Raw genomic sequence first — 20,996 nt, 5'->3', positions numbered from 1 at the left:
GGACGTCACTTACGGCGCGAGCACCTTCACTGCCGTAACGAGTTCCGCGATGTGCTGCCCCGTTACGGAGTAGCCGGGGAAGTAGCAGCAAACCCGGTCGGCATGGTCCCCGAAGCGGGCGACGATCTCGGCCGCACACTGCTCGGGGGTGCCATGTACGGCGAGGGTGGCGAGCATCTTGTCGTCGATCAAATCTGTCATCGCGGCGTACTCGCCCTGCTTGGACAACGCGTTCAGCCTCGGTTGCAGGTCGGCCCATCCCTCGACCTCGAGGACCGGCCGGTATGCGGGAGTCGAACCGTAGAACGCAAGCAGACCGCGCACGCCACGCGATGCCGCCTCCAGTTCCTCCTGGGTCCGGCCGACCCCGACGACCACCTGCGGGTAGATCGCAAGGTCCGCGGCGGTGCGACCGCTGCGTTCGAGCCCCTCCTCCACCGCAGGCAACGTCCGCTCGCGAAAGTGCCGGACGCTGTTGAACGGCATCACCAGCAGTCCGTCGGCCACCTCGGCCGCCGTTCGGGTCATGACCGGCCCGAGCGCCCCCAGACAGATCGGCGGCGGACCGTACGGGTTCGGCCCGGGATCGAACGTCGGCGGCATCAGCGTGTGCGTCGTGAACTCACCCTCGAATCGCAGACGCGAATTGCCCTCCCACGCATCGAAGATCGCCTTGATCGCGAGCACGGTCTCGCGCATGCGGGCCGCCGGTCGTGACCACTGCGCCCCGTACCGTTTCTCGATGTGCGGCCGGATCTGTGATCCGAGACCGAGCCGAAAGCGGCCGCGACTGAGGGTCTGAAGGTCGTAGGCGGTGTGGGCGAGGTGCATCGGGCTGCGGGGTAACGCGATCGCGACATTGGTCATCAGGTCGACGTCCACCGCGGCTGCCGCCGCGACTAACGGCAGGAACACATCGTGCGGTCCCTCGAACGTGAACAGACCGTCCACGCCCAGGTCGACGAGTTCGTGTGCGCGGCGCGCCGCATCGTCTGGCCGACCGTCGAGTTGGACGTCTACCTTCACAGGTCTTTCTCCTTCTGCTCGGCCGGAATCGCGGCCCCGTGGGTGCCTGCACGTACCCGTACAACGCCCTGCCTGACGACCCGGCCAACGCGCCGGAGTGCTGCCCTTCCTTCTGACACTTCCGGAGATGTTGCGAGGGGCTAACTCAATCAGCTGCCGAGCCGGTCCGTATCGGTGACGTTCGCGAGCCGCACCTGCCCCTTGGCGATCAGGCGGTCCTGCTCGTCGACCACGGCGACCTGCCACAGCTGCTGGGTCCGGCCGCGGTGCACCGGTGTCGCCTCCGCGAACAGGGTGCCCTCGCGGGTGGCCCGGAGGAAGTCGGTGTTGTTGTTGACGCCGACGACGTGGCCCCGGTCGCCGAGCCAGATGCTGCCCGCGATGCTCGCCAGCGTCTCGACGACGGCACAGTGCACGCCGCCGTTCATGATGCCCGCGGGCTGATACAGCTCGGGACGCACGGTCCACTGGGCGCGCACCCGATCACCGCTGAGTTCGGTGTATTCGAGCCCCAGCACCTCGCCGAATCCCTTGTTGAGGAAGTGGGTCGCTGTCGCGGGATCCATTCCGGACAGATCGCTCATCGAGGCCGCGTTGCTCATTTCACACTCCATGGTCGGGTCGAGTGAATGTACCTTTCGCCGGAAAACGCCGACGGGCCCCACACCCGAAGGTGTGGGGCCCGTCGTGGGAAGGACCGGGAGTCTCTGCAGCCCTCAGGACTCCGGCGCGGTCCGATCATTCACGTTCGAAAATGACTGTAGGCAAGCCTGGCCTAACTTGCAAGCGCGGCGATGCCACCGCGCCGCAACGCCATCCGGTCGGCGCGCGCACGGACCGGGATCCCGGCACCCTCGAACGCATCGAGCAGGCCCTGGCCGCGACGCATCGCGACGGACTCGCCGACGCCGCCGAGGATCGGGACCAGCGTGGCGGCTCCGAGGATCGCCTCGCCGACCATCGCCCACAGTCGCGACCGATCGAGCGGCACGACCAGGTCCAGCGCGTCGAAGATCGTGACCAGTGCGGCGTGACAGCGGTGTGCGGTCCAGACCAGGAGGGCGCCCTCGCACGGCAGCGTCACCGCGGCGCGTGTCCCGGCCCAGCGGTCACCCGGCAGCACCCGCAGGACCGGGTCACGCACCCCGGCCCAGTCGATGCAGCCATCGCTGTCCATGTGCAGCCACAGGTTGTCGAGACCCGGATCCCAGGCACGGCCCTCCAACACCACCAGCGACGCCACCCGTCCGATCACCGCATGAATCAGCGCGGTCGCCACCGATGCCGCCGCGGCCTCACGGTCGCCGAGATCGATCAGCGCCCGGTCGGTCATCCGCGCCACCCGATCGCCGCGAATCCCCTCGGCGGCAGACCACCAACGACGCTTTCCCTGATCGGCCATCAGCGCGACCGCGTACACCCGCGGATACTCCGGATACATCCCCCGCAGCCGGCTACACGAATCGTCGAGCGCGGCAAACGGTGAATCGGTCGGAGACACTGCGATCGAAGACATTGCGATCGGGGGCACTGCGATGGATGACACTGCTCACTCCTGGGTCGGCGACATTCCGGACAACTCGAGCAAATCGACAGGACGACCGCTTGCGGGTCGACCCACTGACGCAGGACGACCGTCGGCCGGTCGTCGCGAAATGTAGGTTAGCCTAACCATCACTTGCTGGCGACCGGGAGCCGGGCCACCGGCCATAGATAGGGTTCCGTAACCTAATCTCTCAAGCTTGCGCCCCGCCGATCAGGAGCACCGCCCGTGACGTCCACCCCTCCACCCGGTTCGGTCGCCGCTCCCCCCGAGCCGACCGAGACCCGGGGGATCCACCCGACCGAGATCTACGGGTCGCTGGAGGTGCCGAGCGGACCCGCGCCACTGCGGAGCCGAATCCTTGCCGCCCTCGTGGACCTGGGTGTGGTCGCCCTGCCCCTGGTCATCGGCTGGTTCATCGTCAGCTCGCTGGCCGACGACAACGGCGGCGGCCAGATGGACCGCGCCGTCTTCGGCGGCGTCGCGCTGATCGCGGCCGCGGCCCTGCTCATCTGGAACCGCGGCACCAGGGAGGGCGCCACCGGTCAGAGCGTCGGCAAGGCCTGGCTGGGCCTGGTCACCCGGGACGTCGGCACTGGCGAGCCGCTCGGCACCAGGCGGGCCCTGCTCCCCCGCGCCCGCGCCGAGGTGGTCCGGTTCAAGACCGCGGCCGCCGAGGGCTTCACCCCGGTCCGCCGCGACGCCTCGCTGGCCGCGACCCGCAGGCGCCGCCTGCTCGGCCTCGCGCTGCTCATCCTGCTCCTGATCGCCGCCGCGCTCGCGAGCATCGCCGTCGGCGCCCGGCCGATGAACTTCGCCGAGATCTTCCACGCGCTGTTCACCCCGACCGGCGTCGACACCGACCTGGTGGTGCGGACCCTTCGGGCGCCGCGCACCGCGCTCGGGATCGCCGTCGGCATCGCGCTCGGAATCGCGGGCGCGCTGATCCAGGGCCACACCCGCAACCCGCTCGCCGACGCGGGCCTGCTCGGCCTCAACGGGGGCGCCGCCTTCTTCGTGGTCCTCTCGATCTACCTGTTCGGGCTGGCCGGGCCGAGCGAGTACCTCTGGTTCGCCTTCGCCGGCTCCCTCGCCGCGAGCATCGTCGTGTTCGGCATCTCGTCGATCGGCAACGGCAGGTCCAGCCCGCTCAGCCTCGCGCTGGCCGGTGCCGCGGTCGCAATGTTCCTCAGCGCCATGACGAACACCGTGATCCTGCTCGACCAGACCAGCCTCGACGGCTACCGGTTCTGGGTCGTCGGCTCGATCGCCGGACGCGGACCCGAGGTCCTCTGGCAGGTGCTGCCGTTCCTGGTGATCGGCGTGGCGATCGCGATCGCGAGCACCCCGAGCCTGAACGTGCTCAGCCTCGGCGACGACGTCGCCCGCGGCCTCGGCACCAACATCATGCTGAGCCGGACGATCGGCATCGTCGCGATCACCCTGCTCACCGGCGCCGCCACCGCGGCCTGCGGCCCGATCGCGTTCGTCGGGCTGGTGGTCCCCCACGTCGCCCGCTCGATCACCGGCCCGGACTACCGCTGGCTGGTGCCCTACGCAGGCATCATCGGCGCCATCATGGTTCTGCTCGCGGACGTGATCGGACGCGTCGTCGTCCGACCCGGCGAACTCCAGGTGGGAATCGTGTTGGCGCTCTTCGGCGCACCGTTCTTCGTGGCGCTCGTCCGGCGCAGAAAGCTGGCGTCCCTGTGAGCCTGATCAACGACGAGATCGAACTCCCGTCGACCGTGCCCGCCCGCCCGGCGTTCCGGGTCGGACCGGTCTCCCTGGTCCGCCGCACCGTCATGGTCGCGATCACGGTGGCCCTGCTCGTCGCCGCGTTCCTGTTGCTGTGCATCAACATCGGCCGCGGCGACTTCGCGATCTCGGTGCCGACCGTCGCCGAGATCCTCTTCGGCGGCGGCACCAAGGTCGAGCGGTTCATCGTGATGGACCTGCGGTTGCCGCGTGCCCTCACCGCGCTGCTCACCGGGCTGGCGCTGGGCATCTCGGGCGCGATCACCCAGTCCATCCTCCGCAATCCCCTGGCCAGCCCGGACCTGCTCGGCATCACCGCCGGGGCCAGCGCGGCCGCCGTCGCGCTCATCGTCGTCGCGGGCGGCGGCAGCTTCGTCGGACTGCTTGCGGTGCTCGGCATTCCGATCGCGGCGCTGATCGGCGGCATCGTGACCGCCGTCGTCATCTACGCGCTCTCGTGGCGCGGCGGGGTGCAGGGCTATCGGGTGGTGCTGATCGGCATCGGGTTCAACGCCATGCTGGTCGCCGCCATCCAGTGGATGCTGATCTCCGCCGACATCAACGACGTCGCCCGCGCGCAGGTCTGGCTCAACGGCTCCCTCAACGGCAGCGACTGGGCGCAGGTCTGGCCGGTCGCGATCGGCGTCGCGGTCGTCGGCACCATCGCGCTGATCTCGTCCTTCACCCTCGGCGCCCTCCGGCTCGGCGACGACAACGCGCGCTCGCTCGGCGTCCGGCTCCAGGCCGGTCAGGCCGGCCTGCTGCTGGCCGCCGTGGCGCTCGCCGCCATCGCGACCGCGGCCGTCGGACCGATCGGGTTCGTCGCCCTGTGCGCGCCGCAGCTCGCGCTCCGGATGCTGCGGACCGCAGGCCCGCCCATCCTGGCCTCCGGCCTGACCGGGGCCGTGCTGGTGGTCGGCAGCGACGTCATCGCCCGCACCATCCTTCCCATCGAGCTCCCGGTCGGCATCGTGACCTCGGCGCTCGGCGGACCGTTCCTGCTGTACCTGCTCGTCCGCAACAATCGAAAGGTGTCGGTCTGATGAGCGAGCTCACCACCGGGCACACCGCGCCGCGGCTCGCGGCCGAGGCTCTCACCGTCGGCTACGGCGACCGCATCATCGTCGACGGACTCGACCTCGAGATTCCGACCGGCGTCGTCACGACGGTGATCGGGCCGAACGGCTGCGGCAAGTCCACCCTGCTGCGCTCCCTCGGCCGGCTGCTCAAGCCGAAGTCGGGCCAGGTACTGCTCGACGGCAAGGCGATCTCGACCCTCAAGACCAAGGACGTCGCGCGCACCCTCGGCATGCTGCCACAGGCACCCGTCGCCCCGGAGGGACTGACCGTGGCGGACCTGGTGGCCCGCGGACGGCACCCGCACCAGTCCTGGATCCGGCAGTGGTCCGCCGACGACGAGGGCGAGGTGGCCAGGGCGCTGGCCCTGACCGGGGTGTCCGAGCTCGCCGATCGACCCGTCGACCAGCTCTCCGGCGGCCAGCGTCAGCGCGCGTGGATCTCGATGGCGCTCGCCCAGGGCACCGACATCCTGCTGCTCGACGAGCCGACCACCTACCTGGACCTGGCGCATTCGATCGAGGTCCTCGACCTGGTGGACCGGATGCACGAGGAACTCGGCCGGACGGTGGTGATGGTGCTGCACGACCTGAACCTCGCCATCCGCTACAGCGACCGGCTGATCGTCATGTCCGAGGGCGCGGTCGTCGCGTCCGGCACCCCGAGCGAGGTGATCTCGGCGGAGCTGCTGCTGGAGGTGTTCGGACTCGAGGCCAGGGTGATCGAGGACCCCGTCTCCGACCGTCCGCTGATCGTGCCCATCGGGACCAGGCACGTCTACGGGTCGATCGGTGGACCGGCAATCCCAGCCGAGACGGTGGGCGTCGTCTGAGGCGGCCGCGCCCTCGACGAAGCGCCCGATATGTGGATTGTCCCGCAGATAGACCACCCGATGTCAGCGCGAAGCGGCACCCATTCCGAAACAGTGATAGTCGTGGCCGGCCCCTTCTCTCCCAAGCGGAGCGGAGGACCTCATCGGTACGCTCGCGGGCATGGGTGGGGACTTGTTACTGCTGATCGCCACGATCGGCCCGTTGACGCTGTTCGGGTGGGCGGCTATTCGGGCGAAGCACCGCGGACTCGGGGGGTCGTTCGTCGGGCCGTTTCAGGAGATGTTTGATCCCGGTGCGGCGCGAGCACAAATCGTCATCGAGCAGATCGCGGAGCTGCCGGATCCTGCGGACTCCGGCGACCCGGACAACGACGACGGTGTGCCGTACACAGTGGTGTACGAGGGTGTTCGGCTCTACATCAACCCTGGTAAGGCTCGCCGCCGCCGGAGGTGACGGGACCACCAGGCGAGCCCAGTTTTCACCGCCCGAGCAGCCCACACCTGCTTCCTAGGTCGTTCGCCTGCAGTCATCCAGGGACTCCGTTGAGACTGTGGCGACCTTGCACGTCCTGCGCTGCCATCCATCGCTGTATCTGTCCGCGGTGCTATCGATGAACAGTTCGACGCCGTCAGGTCCGGGGCTGACGCGGAAGTATGTGGTGATCGGATCGCCGTCGGTCGTCGAGATGGTCAGCACGTACTCGGCGCCGGGACCCTCGCGGCCAGCAATCAAACAGTCGATCACGCTCCGGGGGAACTGTTCACTCAACGGCGGCTTGGGTCCGCGTGTACGTACTTCGCCGCAGCTCGGGAGACCTGGCCGGTTCGTGAACTCGTCCGGCACGCGAGACTGCGAGTTGCCTTGTGCGCTACATGAAACGCCGACAACTGCCGCGGCCAGCGTCACGAGCAGCCAGCCCGCATTCCTCCGCCACATCCTCACCTAGCCAGCGTATCCACGCTGCCCTCGATCGCGCGGCTCCCGCCGGAGGCGCCGCTGATGAACGCCCCGGCGGTGGGGCGGACACGGTCTCCCGTCGTCTCAGGCCACCACGAACCGGGTCATCACCCGACTCGGGTCGAAGCTGCCGGTGCTCAACGCCTCGGTGGTCACGGTCAGGCCGGCGGGACCGGAGCCGATCGGGATGCTGATCTGCTGAGTCCAGTTCCCGCGGGGCGTGGCGAGGCCACTGGATTCATTGGTCAGGTTCGCCAGCATCGTGCCGCCCTGGCGGGTGGCGGTGTTCCAGAAGTTCACGTAGGCCGTGATCGAGCAGGGGCTGGTGAAAAACGGTGTCCAGGACAGCGTGACCAGCGCGATTCCCGGCCGGTCGTGTGGCGTCTGCACGGTGCCGGTGATCTGACCGCTGCACGGGATCGAGTTGCCTCGGCCGAGGGTGTGTGCCGTCGGCAGGGGTGTCCACTCCTGGTGGTGGGCGGAGGCAGCAGGGGCCGACAGGACAAGTGCCGAGGCCGCCAGGGTCGCCGAAATCAGTGCTCTGCGAAGCCGTCTCATCACTCGAGAAGACTACGGCACGCGGAACGTCGGCCGGCCCCGTTCCCGGCGTCGTCCGGACATCCGTCGGATAGATCCGGCCAACAACTTCGATCAGTGTGCGTGTCAGGATCGAGGGGTGAACAGCGCGCGTCCGATCAGTGAGCAGGCCGTGGTCCTGGCAATGGACTACGGGCAATTCAGCATTTCCGGCGGGCTCGGGGACTTTGAGGACGAGCTCGAACTGGTCGAGCAGGCGCAGGCGGCGCAGCCGTGCGCCGGGAACGGCAACGCGCTGGTGGTTCTGAGCCCGCACCAGAACAACTTCGAGATGCCGATCGCCGTGCAGGTGTGGGACGGGCGCCCGCCCGCAGACCGGGACGAGTGGCAACAAGTCTGCGTAGGGCGACTCCGGGTCTCCGAGGCTGGGCAGATGATGATCGCCTCGCCCACCACGGGCGAGGTGATCTGCGCGGTCCCCGAGGGCGACTATCTGATCGAGGTCAGCGGCCGCGGGTTCGTCAACTACGGCTGGCCCGGGACCACCACCCCCGGCGATGTGTGGCGGATCCGGCTGTGGCCCAACGATGGAACCGAGCCCGCGCCGGCGCAGATGTGGGACATGCCCGGCTACGGGACCCCCGAGAACACCCCACTGCCGGAACCCGCGGTGGAGCCAGTGGAATCGGACGAGCCGAAGTGGATCACCGTATTCGAGCCGGGCGGCGGCAGCCGTCTGGTCAGAACGTCCGAGCTGCGCGCCGAGGCCGCCGCGGCGAAGCGGCAGGCGTGGGGTGGCGGTGACCCGATTCCCGAGATGCTCGAGTACAACGGCGGGCAATCCCTCGCCAAGTACGACCGCGCCCTGGTCCTCGCGCTCCTCGAGATGGACGACGACCGACTGCGCGAGGTCGCGCGATGGTGCGCGAGCAAGGCGTACGAGTTCGCGGACATCGCCGACCGGCCCTGGGTTGCACCCGCATTGGCGGCCCTGCACGCGGGCGAGCCGCTGCCGCCGCCGTTCGACACGACCGCGTCTGCGTGGGCGCAGCTAACTGCCGACCGCCGCGAGGAACAGTCAGGCAGTGTGGACGGCGAGCAGGGCGTGATCGCTGTCTACTCGAGCGGCCGGTTCGATCCGTTCGACCACGGCCCGATCAGCCGCCCCTCGTACGCGCTGCCCACGATCTTCGCCGCCGCAGGCCCAGACCCGAGGCGGGCGGCGTTCGACGCGCTCTACTCCGCCTCGGTCACCTTCCAACGGGATGCACGCGAACTGCACGCTCAGCTCCGGGAGACCTTCGGGATCGCACCCGATCCCGAGTAGCCGGCCAGTCGAGGGCAACCGATCCCAGCGGAAGGCTCGTGCAGGTCCTGAACCGAGATCAATCGGCAAGACCGTCGTCAAACAGGAGCGCCCATCGGTTGGTAGCTCCAGCCGTGCGATGCTCGCCTGATGGGCCAGAAATCCGAGCACCGGACCGCTCCAATCTCCCAAGGCGAGGCAGCGATTCAGATCCTGGTCGGCCTACTCGCCGGCCCGCTTCTGATCCTGTGCATCTATCAAGTCGTCGGCCGAGTCTGGAGAAGCATCGGAGACTGGATGATGACAGGGTGGGGCGCCCTGCTGATCCCGATCTTCGTCGCGACATCCCTCGCGGGTCTTGTGCATTGGCGAGCTTCCCGTTTCAGGACTGCCGCTTGGACGACGTGGGCCGCGGCGGTGGCGTTCCACTTGTGGTTTGAGTTCGTCGTAGTTGCCTCGTTGCCTGGTCCGGACTTCTAGTTTCGAGCGACCTGCAAGCAGTCGCTAGCGGTCCCCGCCGATCATGGTGCGCACCAGCCGAACTCCCTGGCCGATCGAGACCTCAGGCAGGTAGGCCCGGCCGATCGCGTTGCCGATGCTCGGCAACGCCGCGGGATCGGCGAAGGTCATGTGCATCGGCACGTACTCGGGCCGGAATTTCGACTTGAAGGCCAGCAGGGACCGGAACCCGTAGACCGGCTCCAGCGTCTTGCCCAGCACCTCGAGGAGACGGTCCAGCACCATCGACAGGGTGGAGCGCTCGAGGTCCTCCTCGGCATCTGCCGTCTCCGCCGGCGAGGCGACCTTCGCCAGCGGTGCGCCGGACAGGCTGACGAATTCGGCGCCCTCCTCCTTGAGCAGCATCGCCGCGGAGGCGATCAGGAACTCCATTGCTGGCCGGAAGCCCTCGGAGCGGCGGCGCATGAAGTCGAGCGTCCAGCCCACCACGCGACCGTCCCGGTAGACGGGCATCCACGAGGTGATCCCGTGCACGGTGCGCTCGGAGTCCACGGCGACCAGGCACCGCACCTGCGGGTCGTCGATCTCCTCCAGGCCGCCGAGGGTGAAGCCCATCTCCGGCATCCCCTTGTCCGCCACCCACTCCTCGGAGATCGCGGTGATCTGGTCGGTGATCGCCAGCGGGGCGTCCGGGAACGAGATCCACTCCGCGCTGATCCCGTCCTTCTTGGCCCGGTTCACCGCGGTGCGCACGTCCTGGAACTTCTTTCCGGTGAAGGCGAGGTCGTCGAGCCGGAGCACCGTCTCCTCGGCGACCTGGATTCCCGACCACCCCATCGAGTCGGTCACCTCCCGCAGCTCACCCGTCACCGAATAGAAGCACGGAATCCACCCGTTGCCCGATGCGAACTCCGCGAAGTCGGTGACGTTGGCCCGCAACCTGTTCGGCGGGCCCACCGGATCCCCGGTGGTCAGCGCGACGCCGGCGATCACCCGGTAGGCCACGTAACCCGTGCCGTCCGGGCTGAACCAGTACTTGTTCCCCCGCCAGGTCGTCATCCAGGACAGCGGGCTGCCGCCGGTGGCGCACAACAGGTTCCGGGCCCGTTCCGTGTTCTCGGTGTCGGCTCCGTAGGCGGGCTTGAGGAACGTCGCCAGCACCGCCGCGCAGACGACCGTCCAGAACAGCACGCCGGTCCACTCGAACAGGACCGTGGTGGCGGCGCTGTCCGGCAGCAGCCGAGGGTCGAGCCACTGCAGGTACACCGGCGGGATCAGGCGTTGCGGGTAGTCGGCCAGCAACCCGGCGAGCCCTGGGTCCCGGTCGAAGCCGCGTCCGGCCAGCAACCCGCCGACGACGTACACGACACCGAGCCCGGCTGCGGCGGCCAGCAGCAGCGACCACATCCTGCGGTAGGTGCCCTTCGGCGCGGCGACATCGAAGAAACGTCGGGTCAACAGCAGCACCACGAGGATCGCGAGCGGCGTCAGGAACGGTGCGATGGTCCGGTACAGGTTCGGCGAGTCGAGGCCGTAGAAGATCGATTCCTCGCCGACCGAATCGATGAACCGGACAAAGTAGTTCGCCACGGACAGCGCGAGCAGCACCGCCTGCACGACGACCGCCGCGATCCAGGCGAACCGCCTGCCGCGGCGCAGGCCATCCGCGAGCACCAGCAGGAAGATCGAGGGCATCAGGCTCAGCAACGTCGGCCCCACCCCGCCCAGCCGCAGCCCGAGCAGCCCACGCCTGCAGGCCTCGCTGTTCGACGAGCCCGTGCAGATCGCCCGCACCTCGTCCGGCGTCCACGGCACCCCGCGGAACAGCTCGCGCAGCACGGCCAGCGGCCCGACCGCGTTGGGTGAGAGGGCCGCCAGCGCGGGGCCGAGCGCGCTCGCCGCGACGACGATCGCGACCAGTACCCGGCCCTCGCGCCGCGTCCCCGCGAGCCTCGTCCCGCGCGCCGAACGGCCGACGATCCACGGTCCGAGGACCAGCCCGACGACCGCCGCGGCGAGCCGGATGACGTCCTGGAGATGTCCACCGAACAGCGCGAGGGTGATCAGCAACGCCAACAGCCCCACCCTGGTCCGCCGCCGCCACAGCGTGTCCATCCGCGAACTCGCCACCATCGCGACGCCGACGATCCACGTCGTCGGGCCGACCGCGCCGCCGATGTGCAACCGGAAGCCCCATCCCTGGTCGACCAGTTTCACCAGCGCCGCCACGCCGATGCCCAGCAGGGCGCCGAGCACCTGGGTGCTCGCCGCCGCCACCGCGAAACGCCCCGAGCCGATCCGGTGCTCGATCGGCGCGGCCACCAGCAGCACCAGTACCGTCGCCACCAGGTATCCGGCCAGGCTCGGCGCCCAGAGTCCGGCGGTGAGCGCCGTCCAGATGCGCCCGTCCTCGAAGGCCCCGATCCCCGCCGCGAAGTGACGTTCGACGTACCTCGACGGCCCGGACAGCAGGCTGGACGTCGCCGCACCGAGGACCCAGATCAGGACCAGCAGGCCGATGCTCACCGGGGCACCGGACACCCCGGACCTGGCCAGCTCCAGCAGCCTGCTGGTCTGCCTGGTGGCAGCCGTCGTCGCCGTCGCCTGAGTCACGAGATCAGCCCCATCCTTGTCGCCAACCATCCGAGTTCGTGTTCGAGCCCGGCCGACCACACCGCAAAGCTGTGTCCCCCCGGCAATTCCAGGTACGACACGTTCATCCCCGCGTTCTTGGCCGCCTGGTACACGCGCTGGGCCCCGGGTCGGTACTCGTTGTCGTCGCTGCCGACGACGAACACACCGGCCGTGTCCGGGTAACGGCGCGAGGCCATCAGGTCCATCGGGTTCACCGCCGTGAACGCAGACGCGTCGCCACCGAATGCCTCGTCGACCGTCCGGGTCCGGTCGCCGAGCGTCGGTTCCTCCTGCCCGGACAGGTCGAGGAAGGTCGGATACACCTCCGGATAGTTGGTGGCCATCTGCAGCGAGCAGGTACCGCCGTAGGAGAGGCCACCGATCGCCCAGACACGCGGGTCCGGATTCACCTCGAGATGCGCCTTCACCCAGTCGGGCACGTCCTTGGCGAGGTAGGTCGCCACGTTGCCGAGCCGCGAGTCCAGGCAGAGCGGGTTCGCGAGCTGCGATCCCGTTCCGTCGGCGACGACCACCACCGGCGCCAGGCCGCCGTGCTGCGCGGCGAAGGCGTCCATCGTCTGCGCCAGCCGTCCTCCGTTGATCCAGTCCTCAGGGGCACCCGGCTGCCCGGCGAGCAGCACGAGCACCGGCAGCGCGGGTCTGGGGTCGGCGAAGTAGGCGGGCGGCAGATATATCTGCGCGTCCCGCGCCCCGAAGCCGGACGCGACTCCCGGGATCGCCACGGTGGTCACCCGGCCCTCGGCTGGCAGGTCGGCCGGTGGCCGCCACACCGACTCGAGCGGGGTCCCCGAAACCGGATCGGCCGCGGGCGGCGGCAGCTGATCGAAGGCGATCTCGTTGGGGTGCGCGATGCCGAGGACGTCCCGCACGGTCGGGTAGGCGGCGAACACCAGGTTGATCTGGGCGCCTGCGGCCGCGACCACGGCCAGGGCGGCGAGCACCGAGACCACCGCTCGCCACACCCGCCGGTCGAACAGCAGCCGCGCCGACAGCAGCACCACCGCGAAGATGCCCAGGCCTATCCAGACGTAGATCTCGGTCTCGACCGGATCGGGAAACGGTCGCCACCACTTCTCCACGACCAGCCACAAGACCACCGCGGCGCCGAGCGCGACCGCGGCGGCCAGCGGGACGGCCAGGCGCCGGTACCGCCGCGGGCTCGCGGTCGGCGCCAGCAGCAGCCAGAGACCGCCGATGGCTCCGAGCGCCGTGACGAGCCACGGGAGCGGGCCGGAGGTCAGTGACCAGCGAAGCAGCCAATCCACGGGAGCGCCTCTCGACGGATGAATGCAGACTATTCCCTCCGGCGACCCCACATCGGTTCCCTGACCGGCGCGTCCGCGCATAGCACAGATCCGGCGATTCCGTACTACGAGTAGTAGTACGCACGTGCGTCGGACAGTCCGTAGACTGTTCCCATGGCAGGACTTGGTGAACTCGAGCGCGCAGTCATGGACCACCTGTGGTCCAGTTCCGAACCCCAGACGGTGCGTCAGGTACATGAGGCTCTCGCGACGCGCCGGGAGCTCGCATACACCACCGTGATGACGGTCCTCCAACGCCTCGCCAAGAAGAATCTGGTGATTCAGCAGCGCGACGACCGCGCGCACCGCTACGTGCCCGTGCACGGCCGCGACGAGCTCGTCGCGAGCCTGATGGTCGACGCGCTGCAACAGGCCGACGAATCCGACGGACGGGTCGCCGCACTGGTGCATTTCGTCGGGCAGGTGGGCGCTGACGAGGCGGCCGCGCTGCGCGAGGCCCTCGCCGCGCTCGAGGCATCGGAGGCGGCCAAACGCGGCCTCCGGAGCGTCGATCCGGGGACCGATCGCGCCAGCTGAACCACAATGTGGATGATGGGTGGGCCATGAACCCCACCACCGCACTGGCCTTTGCGCTGCTCGCACTTCTGCTTGCAGGGCCTGTGCCAGCCCTCCTCGCCCGGGCCACCTGGCCCTATCGGGCGCCCCGCGCGGCACTGGTGTTGTGGCAGGCCATCGCGCTCGCTGCCGTGCTGTCGGCGTTCAGTTCCGGACTGGCGATCGCCACGCAGCTGCTCGTACCCGGCCCCGACGGCAAGCCGACGACCGCACCCATGGCGGAGATCGACGCGCTCGGCCTCCCACTCTGGATCGCGTACGTGGTCGTGCTCACGCTCACCCTGCTGATCGGCGCAAAGCTGGTGTTCTCCATCGCTTCCGTCGGTGTGCGCACACGCAGGCGCCGGGCGCGTCATCGGATACTCGTCGACCTCCTCGATCAGCGCGACCCGCAACGCGGCCGGAACTCGAACCTTCGGGTGCTGAGCGCGGCCGAACCGATCGCGTACTGCCTGCCCGGCCTCCGGCAGCGAGTGGTACTCAGCGAGGGCACCCTGGCGAGCCTGCAGCGCGAGGAGGTCAAGGCGATCCTCATGCACGAGCGCTCCCACCTGCGCGCCCGGCACGACCTGGTCCTCGAGGCGTTCACCGCGGTCAACGAGGCCTTCCCCCGGGTGGTCCGCAGCAAGTCCGCACTCGGTTGCGTGCAGCTGTTGGTCGAGATGCTCGCCGACGACTCGGCCGTCAAGGTCACCGGACCCACTCCCCTTGCCCGCGCGCTCGTCGCCTGCTCGGGCTCCAGCGCCCCGGTCGGCGCGCTTGCGGCCGGCGGGCCGCACACCCTGACCCGGATCAAGCGACTCGGCGGCGACGGCAACGATCTGCAGATCGCGGCCGCCGCGTATCTCGCGTCGGTCGCCATCCTCGTGGTGCCGACGATCGCCGTCGCGGTGCCCTGGCTCGTCGAGCTGAGCCGCCTGTTCCGGAGCTGAGGCTCCGGAGGCGTTCCACGCAGCGGAGTCGCCCACGTCACAACGCTTGTGACGTGAGGTTTTGATTCGCCTCGCGTACACTCGACAACGGCCGCAATCGCGGTCCATCAATTGTTTGTTCAGGCACACAGCCCTGCCCCCGGTCGAAATGTCCCGGGAAAGGCCAGGCGACAACGTGCCAGGCTCGTCTCTTTGCGTGCTGCATGACAGCTCGCGCTCCGCGACGCGCCCGACGTCCGGAGAGGTATCCGCGTGACCGACGCTGTCCACATGTCTTCTGCTGCCCCTGTTTCACCCGAGGAACAGGCGCTGCCCGAGTCCCCCTCGCCCGCCGAGGAGACTCCCACCATCACCTTCGCCGAGATCGGCCTGCCCGCACCCGTGGTCGCCGCCCTCGCAAAGAACGGCATCACGATCCCCTCGCCGATCCAGGCGATGTCCGTGCCCGACGCGATCGCAGGCAAGAACGTGCTCGGCCGCGCCCAGACCGGTTCCGGCAAGACCCTCGCCTTCGGCCTGCCGATGCTCGCCCGGCTCGCCCAGCACGAGGATCGGCCCGCGGCCAAGCGGCCGCGCGCCCTGGTCCTGGTGCCCACCCGCGAGCTCGCGATCCAGGTCGTCGACTCGCTCTACCCGTACGCGTCCTCGGTCGGCGTGAGGGTCCTCGCCGCCGTCGGCGGCATGCCGTTCACCAAGCAGGTGGAGCAGCTCCGTCGCGGCGTCGACATCCTCGTCGCTACCCCCGGGCGACTCGGTGACCACCTGCGTCAGGGCACCTGCGTGCTCGACCAGGTCGAGATCACCGCGCTCGACGAGGCCGACCAGATGGCCGACATGGGCTTCCTGCCCGAGGTGCGCTCGATCCTGGGCGAGACCAGGGCCGACGGCCAGCGCCTGCTGTTCTCCGCGACCCTCGACCGTGAGGTGCAGTCGCTGGTCCGGCAGTTCCTGGCCGACCACGTGACGCACTCGACGGAGGACGGCAAGGCCAGCGTCGACACCATGGAGCACTACGTGCTGCTCGTCGATCGCGGCCAGAAGGACGTCGTCCTCGCCGAGATCGGTGCCCGCGATGGCCGCACCATCATGTTCGCCCGGACCAAGCTGGGCTGCGAGGGCATCACCGATCGTCTTCGCGCGGTGGGCATTCCGGCCGAGTCGCTGCACGGCGGCAAGGCCCAGAACCAGCGCACCCGGGTCCTCGAACGCTTCAAGAGCGGCCGCACCCCTGTGCTCGTCGCGACCGACGTCGCGGCGCGCGGCATCCACGTCGACGGCATCGACCTGGTCGTGCACGTCGATCCGCCCGCCGACCACAAGGACTACCTGCACCGCGCGGGTCGGACCGCCCGCGCAGGCGAGAAGGGCACGGTCGTCGCGATCGTGCTGCCGAACCAGCGCCGCCTGGTCCGCAAGCTCACCGGAATGGCGGGTGTCGACGCCACCGCGGTGAACGTCGCGCCCGGCTCCGAGGAGTTGGCAAGCATCACCGGCGCCAAGGCGCCGAGCGGCGAGCCCGTCCGCGAGCAGCACTTCAAGAGCGATCGCTTCGGTGACCGGCCCCGTCGGGAGGGCGGCTACCAGGGCAACCGCCCCCGCCGTGAGGGTGGCGGTTACCAGGGCAGCCGACCGCGTTCCGAAGGCGGCTACCAGGGCAACCGCTCCGAAGGCGGCTACCAGGGCGGCGAGCGTAAGTACGGCGACCGCCCGCAGCGCGACGGTGGCAGCTACGGTGACCGCAAGTACGGCGACCGTCCCCAGCGGAGCGAGGGTGGCTACCAGGGCAACCGGCCCCAGCGCGACGGCGGCGGCTACCAGGGCAGTCGACCCCGCACCGAGGGCGGCTACCAGGGCAACCGCTCCGAAGGCGGCTACCAGGGCGGCGAGCGTAAGTACGGCGACCGTCCCCAGCGCAGCGAAGGCGGCTACCAGGGCAACCGACCCCAGCGCGACGGCGGCGGCTACCAGGGCAGCCGCCCCCGCACCGAAGGCGGCTACCAGGGCGGCGAGCGCAAGTACGGCGACCGTCCCCAGCGCAGCGAGGGCGGCTACCAGCGTCCACACGGCAGCCGACCGTACGGCGATCGTCCCCAGGGCGACCGCCCGCAGCGGGACCGCGCGTACGGCGACCGCCCGAACCGTGACGCGGGCAACGGCGAGCGTGGCTACGGCGACCGTTCCCAGCGCAGCGGCGATTCGTCGCGCTCCGGCGGTTTCCGCAGCCGGACCGAACGCCGCTCGTACGACGGCTTCGAGGGCCCGCGCGGCGATCGCTGATCACTGACGCGTTCGACACCCACTTCGAGACGCCACCGACCCCCGCGGTCGGTGGCGTCTCGTCTGTCCGGGCACGCGTCGGCCGGCACCGGCCGACGGCGGCGAATATCGGGACCCGCGCTTTTGTTCGCGGGCCTCGCAAGGGAAGGTGTACGGCATGACCGAGAACAGCAGCACGACCGCCCGCGCGCAGATCGGCGTCACCGGACTTGCCGTCATGGGCTCCAATATCGCCCGGAACTTCGCCCGGCACGGACACACCGTCGCCCTGCACAACCGGAGCGTCGCGAAGACCGACGCCCTCATCGCCGAGCACGGCGGTGACGGCGACTTCGTCCGAACCGAGACCGTCGAAGAGTTCGTCGCCGCCCTGCAGAAGCCCCGCCGGGTCCTGATCATGGTGCAGGCGGGTAAGGCCACCGATTCGGTGATCGAGGAGCTCGCCTCCGCGATGGAGACCGGCGACATCATCATCGACGGCGGCAACGCCCTGTACACCGACACCATCCGCCGCGAGGCGGCGCTGCGCGAGCGCGGCCTGCACTTCGTCGGCGCAGGCATCTCCGGCGGCGAGGAGGGTGCTCTCAACGGCCCGTCGATCATGCCCGGCGGCCCGAAAGAGTCCTACGAGTCGCTCGGCCCGCTGCTCGAATCGGTGGCCGCGGTGGTCGACGGCACGCCGTGCTGCACCCACATCGGCCCGGACGGCGCAGGCCATTTCGTGAAGATGGTGCACAACGGCATCGAGTACGCCGACATGCAGCTCATCGGCGAGGCCTACCACCTCTTCCGCGACGCGCTCGGCTTCGACGCCGGCCAGATCGCCGACGTGTTCACCGAGTGGAACTCCGGCACCCTCGAGTCCTACCTGATCGAGATCACCGCCGAGGTGCTGCGTCAGAAGGACGCCAAATCCGGTCAGGCCCTTGTGGACGTGATCGTCGACGCCGCCGAGCAGAAGGGCACCGGACGCTGGACGGTCAAGTCCGCGCTCGATCTCGGCGTCCCGGTCACCGGCATCGCCGAGGCCGTCTTCGCCCGTGCGCTGTCCGGTTCCCGGACCCAGCGTGCCGCCGCCCAGGCGCAGGGCCTCGCGGCTGGCGCCCTCGGCGAGAAGCCCAGCGATGCCGCACAATTCACCGAGGACATCCGGGCGGCCCTCTACGCATCGAAGATCGTCGCCTACGCGCAGGGCTTCGACCAGATCGCGGCGGGCAGCGCCGAGTACAACTGGGACCTCAAGCCCGCCGACCTGGCCACCATCTGGCGCGGCGGCTGCATCATCCGCGCGCAGTTCCTCAATCGCATCAAGGACGCGTACGACGAGAACCCGGACCTGCCGAGCCTGATCCTCGCCCCCTACTTCCGGGAATCCATCGAGGCGGGCATCGACAGCTGGCGCCGCGTCGTGGCCACCGCCACCATGCTCGGCATCCCGATCCCCGGATTCGCCTCCTCCCTGTCGTACTACGACGGCCTGCGCGCCGAGCGACTGCCCGCCGCCCTCACGCAGGGACAGCGCGACTTCTTCGGCGCCCACACCTACGAGCGCACCGACCGTCCGGGCAAGTTCCACACGCTCTGGAGCGGCGACCGCACCGAGGTCGAGGCGTAACAACGCCGAGGTTTCCCGAGCCCGGCCTCCCGGCGCGCACCCGAGGTGCCCGTCGAGGGAGGCCGGGCTCGGCTCGTCAGGCCACGATCCGGCCGCCGGGCGGCGGCCCCAGCAACGGCTGCACGATGGTCGAGCTGATCGCCCCCTCCCACGGCATGAGGCCCTGACAGTCCGCCCAGACCGCCTGGACCGCGGACACGGCGGACGGCCCGTACAACCCGACCGCGCTCAACAGCCAGGACTCGCACTCGCGCACCCGGATCAGGCACACCTCGAGCCCGCCCGCCTCGATCCGAACCCCCGGTTCGAGCGCATCACCGTCCCACAACCGATGACCGAGTTCATTGAGGACCGCAACGGATTCGTCGGCGGCCCGGCCGGTGAGGATCACCTCGGCACAGCCGACCCCGGTCAACCCGACCGTGTAGCAGAAAGCCGGGTGGATTCCCCGCTCGTCCACGGACGATTCGACGTACTGCAGCGCCCATCCGCACCTGTCGATGGCTCGCTGCATCTTTCGACGCGCCTGCTCCGGCGTCATCCCCTCACAGATCTCGCACATGACCACCCTCCCGCAATCGAATGCCTGTTCGATTCTTGATGATGCACCACGCCACCGACATCATGTGCTCCGCGCCGATCCCGCACGTCACCGGGAACGACGGACGGGCTCGCGCAGGACGAATGGCGAAAGTCCCGCGCCCGAGCGGTAACCTCACTGCACGCGCCGACGACGTTCCGTGAGTTCGGGGGCGCCCGCGGCCCAACATCGGAGGCACCCGCGACATGTCCGACCCAGCCACCGCAGGACCCGCCGTGACGTTCGCGGGCCTCGGCCTTCCGCCGCTGCTGGTGCAGTCACTCAATCGCGAGAAGATCACCTCCCCGTTCCCGATCCAGGCCGCCGCGATCCCCGACATCCTGGCCGGCCGCGACGTGCTCGGCCGCGGCCCGACCGGTTCCGGCAAGACCCTCGCGTTCGGGCTGCCGATGCTGGTCCGGCTCAAGGGCGCCCCCAGCGCGCCCGGACGTCCCCGCGGGCTGGTGCTCGCGCCGACCAGGGAACTGGCCGCGCAGATCGAGAAGGCGCTCGACGAGTCCGCGCTCTCGCTCGGCCTCCGCCTGGCCTGTGCGGTCGGCGGCCTGCCGATCAAGGCGCAGGCGCAGCGGCTCGCGCGCGGGGTGGATCTGCTGGTCGCGACGCCCGGCCGGATGGCCGACCTGATCGATCAGGGCGCCGCCTCGCTCGCCGACGTGCGGGTGACGACGATCGACGAGGCCGATCACATGGCGGAACTCGGCTTCCTGTCGCAGGTCACCACACTGCTCGACCGGACAGCGAAAGACGGTCAGCGGCTGCTCTTCTCGGCGACCCTGGACGGCGGCGTCGACGCCCTGGTGCGGGACTATCTCAGCGATCCGGTCACCCATGCCACCGCGCCCGCGGCCGCCTCGGTGACCACGATGGACCACCACCTGCTCTACGTGCGCAAGGCCGACAAGCATGCCGTGGTGGCCGAGATCGCCTCGCGCACCGGCAAGACCCTGCTCTTCGTCCGCACCAAGCACGGCGTGGACCGGGTCGCAGGCGAGCTGCGGGCGGCGGGGGTCGTCGCGGGCGCCCTGCACGGCGACAAGACGCAGAGTAACCGCACCCGCACCCTGGCCGCGTTCGCCGACGGCGAGACCCCGGTCCTCGTCGCCACCGACGTCGCGGCCCGCGGCATCCACGTGGACGGGATCGATCTGGTCGTCCACGTCGACCCTCCCGCGGAGGCCAAGGAGTACCTGCACCGCGCCGGACGGACCGCGCGCGCAGGCGAATCCGGCACCGTGGTGACCCTGGTGACCGACGACCAGCGCGCCGAGGTCGCCGCCCTGACCGAGAAGGCGGGCGTGGCCGTCTCGGGTATCGAGGTGCGCCCCGGCAGCGCCGAACTCGTCGCGCTGACCGGCGCCCGAAAGCCAAGCAGCATCCCGGTGCCGCCGCCTGCCGCGCCCGCGCCGACACCGCCGAAGGAGCGCGCCCCCGCACCTGGCACCCGCGGCAGGCGTCCGGGCGCGACCACGGTTCGCGCCGGCGGACGCCGCGGCAGCGGCTCCGGGGCGCACGGCCACCGCAACCGAGGGGGACGCTGACC

18 protein-coding genes are annotated in these 20,996 nt (G+C 69.8%); 11 read left to right on the top strand and 7 right to left on the bottom strand.

The window, feature by feature from the left end:
* Positions 1 to 9: 9 nt before the first annotated feature.
* The 3 genes from ACFXMV_RS05390 to ACFXMV_RS05380 all read right to left on the bottom strand — a co-directional run bounded on the left by ACFXMV_RS05390 (position 10) and on the right by ACFXMV_RS05380 (position 2,542).
* Positions 10 to 1,026 carry a TIGR03617 family F420-dependent LLM class oxidoreductase gene (locus ACFXMV_RS05390; RefSeq protein ID WP_378501337.1) on the bottom strand — a complete coding sequence of 339 codons (1,017 nt, stop codon included), beginning with the start codon at positions 1,024 to 1,026 and terminating at the stop codon, positions 10 to 12.
* A 149-nt stretch (positions 1,027 to 1,175) separates the two neighbouring features.
* The gene (locus tag ACFXMV_RS05385) at positions 1,176 to 1,610 is read right to left on the bottom strand and encodes a PaaI family thioesterase (RefSeq protein WP_378501340.1); all 435 of its coding nucleotides are present in this window, start codon (positions 1,608 to 1,610) and stop codon (positions 1,176 to 1,178) included.
* Positions 1,611 to 1,801: 191 nt separating this feature from the next.
* Entirely contained in the window at positions 1,802 to 2,542 is a 741-nt protein-coding gene (locus tag ACFXMV_RS05380; RefSeq protein WP_378502071.1) for a hypothetical protein, read from the bottom strand.
* Positions 2,543 to 2,797: 255 nt separating this feature from the next.
* On the opposite strand from ACFXMV_RS05380, the gene ACFXMV_RS05375 reads away from it, so the two are divergent.
* The 4 genes from ACFXMV_RS05375 to ACFXMV_RS05360 all read left to right on the top strand — a co-directional run bounded on the left by ACFXMV_RS05375 (position 2,798) and on the right by ACFXMV_RS05360 (position 6,690).
* On the top strand, positions 2,798 to 4,282 hold the full coding sequence (locus tag ACFXMV_RS05375; protein WP_378502070.1) for a FecCD family ABC transporter permease: 1,485 nt from the start codon (positions 2,798 to 2,800) through the stop codon (positions 4,280 to 4,282).
* Positions 4,279 to 5,370 (top strand): FecCD family ABC transporter permease, encoded by a 1,092-nt coding sequence (locus tag ACFXMV_RS05370; protein WP_378503162.1) that lies wholly within the window; start codon positions 4,279 to 4,281, stop codon positions 5,368 to 5,370. Before ACFXMV_RS05375 ends, ACFXMV_RS05370 begins: the two co-directional genes overlap by 4 nt.
* Positions 5,370 to 6,236: an ABC transporter ATP-binding protein gene (locus ACFXMV_RS05365; RefSeq protein WP_378501297.1), complete on the top strand. Its 867-nt coding sequence runs from the start codon at positions 5,370 to 5,372 to the stop codon at positions 6,234 to 6,236. Before ACFXMV_RS05370 ends, ACFXMV_RS05365 begins: the two co-directional genes overlap by 1 nt.
* A 160-nt stretch (positions 6,237 to 6,396) precedes the next feature.
* Positions 6,397 to 6,690, top strand: coding sequence for a hypothetical protein (locus tag ACFXMV_RS05360; protein ID WP_378501296.1), 294 nt, complete (start codon positions 6,397 to 6,399; stop codon positions 6,688 to 6,690).
* Between the two features lie 588 nt (positions 6,691 to 7,278).
* On the opposite strand, the gene ACFXMV_RS05355 is transcribed toward ACFXMV_RS05360, so the two are convergent.
* The gene (locus ACFXMV_RS05355; protein ID WP_378501295.1) at positions 7,279 to 7,755 is read right to left on the bottom strand and encodes a hypothetical protein; all 477 of its coding nucleotides are present in this window, start codon (positions 7,753 to 7,755) and stop codon (positions 7,279 to 7,281) included.
* Positions 7,756 to 7,870: 115 nt separating this feature from the next.
* Between ACFXMV_RS05355 and ACFXMV_RS05350 the strand changes: the two genes are divergently transcribed.
* Together ACFXMV_RS05350 and ACFXMV_RS05345 are read left to right on the top strand one after the other, a co-directional pair.
* Positions 7,871 to 9,058, top strand: coding sequence for a hypothetical protein (locus ACFXMV_RS05350; protein ID WP_378501294.1), 1,188 nt, complete (start codon positions 7,871 to 7,873; stop codon positions 9,056 to 9,058).
* Between the two features lie 129 nt (positions 9,059 to 9,187).
* Complete coding sequence (locus ACFXMV_RS05345; protein WP_378501293.1) at positions 9,188 to 9,517, top strand: hypothetical protein; 330 nt, start codon at positions 9,188 to 9,190, stop codon at positions 9,515 to 9,517.
* 24 nt (positions 9,518 to 9,541) lie between these two features.
* Here the strand turns inward: ACFXMV_RS05345 and ACFXMV_RS05340 are convergent, their stop codons facing one another.
* Positions 9,542 to 12,109 carry a bifunctional lysylphosphatidylglycerol flippase/synthetase MprF gene (locus ACFXMV_RS05340; RefSeq protein ID WP_378503163.1) on the bottom strand — a complete coding sequence of 856 codons (2,568 nt, stop codon included), beginning with the start codon at positions 12,107 to 12,109 and terminating at the stop codon, positions 9,542 to 9,544.
* Entirely contained in the window at positions 12,106 to 13,416 is a 1,311-nt protein-coding gene (locus ACFXMV_RS05335) for an alpha/beta hydrolase (RefSeq protein ID WP_378503164.1), read from the bottom strand. Before ACFXMV_RS05335 ends, ACFXMV_RS05340 begins: the two co-directional genes overlap by 4 nt.
* Before the next feature lie 153 nt (positions 13,417 to 13,569).
* On the opposite strand from ACFXMV_RS05335, the gene ACFXMV_RS05330 reads away from it, so the two are divergent.
* From ACFXMV_RS05330 to gndA, 4 genes are all read left to right on the top strand, one after another.
* Entirely contained in the window at positions 13,570 to 13,992 is a 423-nt protein-coding gene (locus tag ACFXMV_RS05330; RefSeq protein ID WP_378501751.1) for a BlaI/MecI/CopY family transcriptional regulator, read from the top strand.
* A gap of 26 nt (positions 13,993 to 14,018) precedes the next feature.
* The gene (locus tag ACFXMV_RS05325) at positions 14,019 to 14,963 is read left to right on the top strand and encodes a M56 family metallopeptidase (RefSeq protein WP_378501750.1); all 945 of its coding nucleotides are present in this window, start codon (positions 14,019 to 14,021) and stop codon (positions 14,961 to 14,963) included.
* A gap of 252 nt (positions 14,964 to 15,215) precedes the next feature.
* Entirely contained in the window at positions 15,216 to 17,240 is a 2,025-nt protein-coding gene (locus ACFXMV_RS05320) for a DEAD/DEAH box helicase (RefSeq protein WP_378503165.1), read from the top strand.
* 157 nt (positions 17,241 to 17,397) lie between these two features.
* On the top strand, positions 17,398 to 18,855 hold the full coding sequence (gndA, locus tag ACFXMV_RS05315; RefSeq protein WP_378499500.1) for an NADP-dependent phosphogluconate dehydrogenase: 1,458 nt from the start codon (positions 17,398 to 17,400) through the stop codon (positions 18,853 to 18,855).
* A 76-nt stretch (positions 18,856 to 18,931) separates the two neighbouring features.
* On the opposite strand, the gene ACFXMV_RS05310 is transcribed toward gndA, so the two are convergent.
* Positions 18,932 to 19,417 (bottom strand): DUF4262 domain-containing protein, encoded by a 486-nt coding sequence (locus ACFXMV_RS05310; protein WP_378499501.1) that lies wholly within the window; start codon positions 19,415 to 19,417, stop codon positions 18,932 to 18,934.
* 224 nt (positions 19,418 to 19,641) lie between these two features.
* Here ACFXMV_RS05310 and ACFXMV_RS05305 point away from each other — a divergent pair, with 224 nt between their 5' ends.
* The gene (locus ACFXMV_RS05305) at positions 19,642 to 20,994 is read left to right on the top strand and encodes a DEAD/DEAH box helicase (RefSeq protein WP_378499502.1); all 1,353 of its coding nucleotides are present in this window, start codon (positions 19,642 to 19,644) and stop codon (positions 20,992 to 20,994) included.
* Positions 20,995 to 20,996: the final 2 nt, after the last annotated feature.

It is taken from the genome of Rhodococcus sp. NPDC059179 (genome assembly GCF_042754885.1).
In the GTDB taxonomy this organism is placed as follows: Bacteria; Actinomycetota; Actinomycetes; order Mycobacteriales; family Mycobacteriaceae; genus Rhodococcus_G.
The sequence above is the reverse complement of the archived record's forward strand: the minus strand, read 5'-3'. Positions and strand labels throughout refer to the sequence as shown.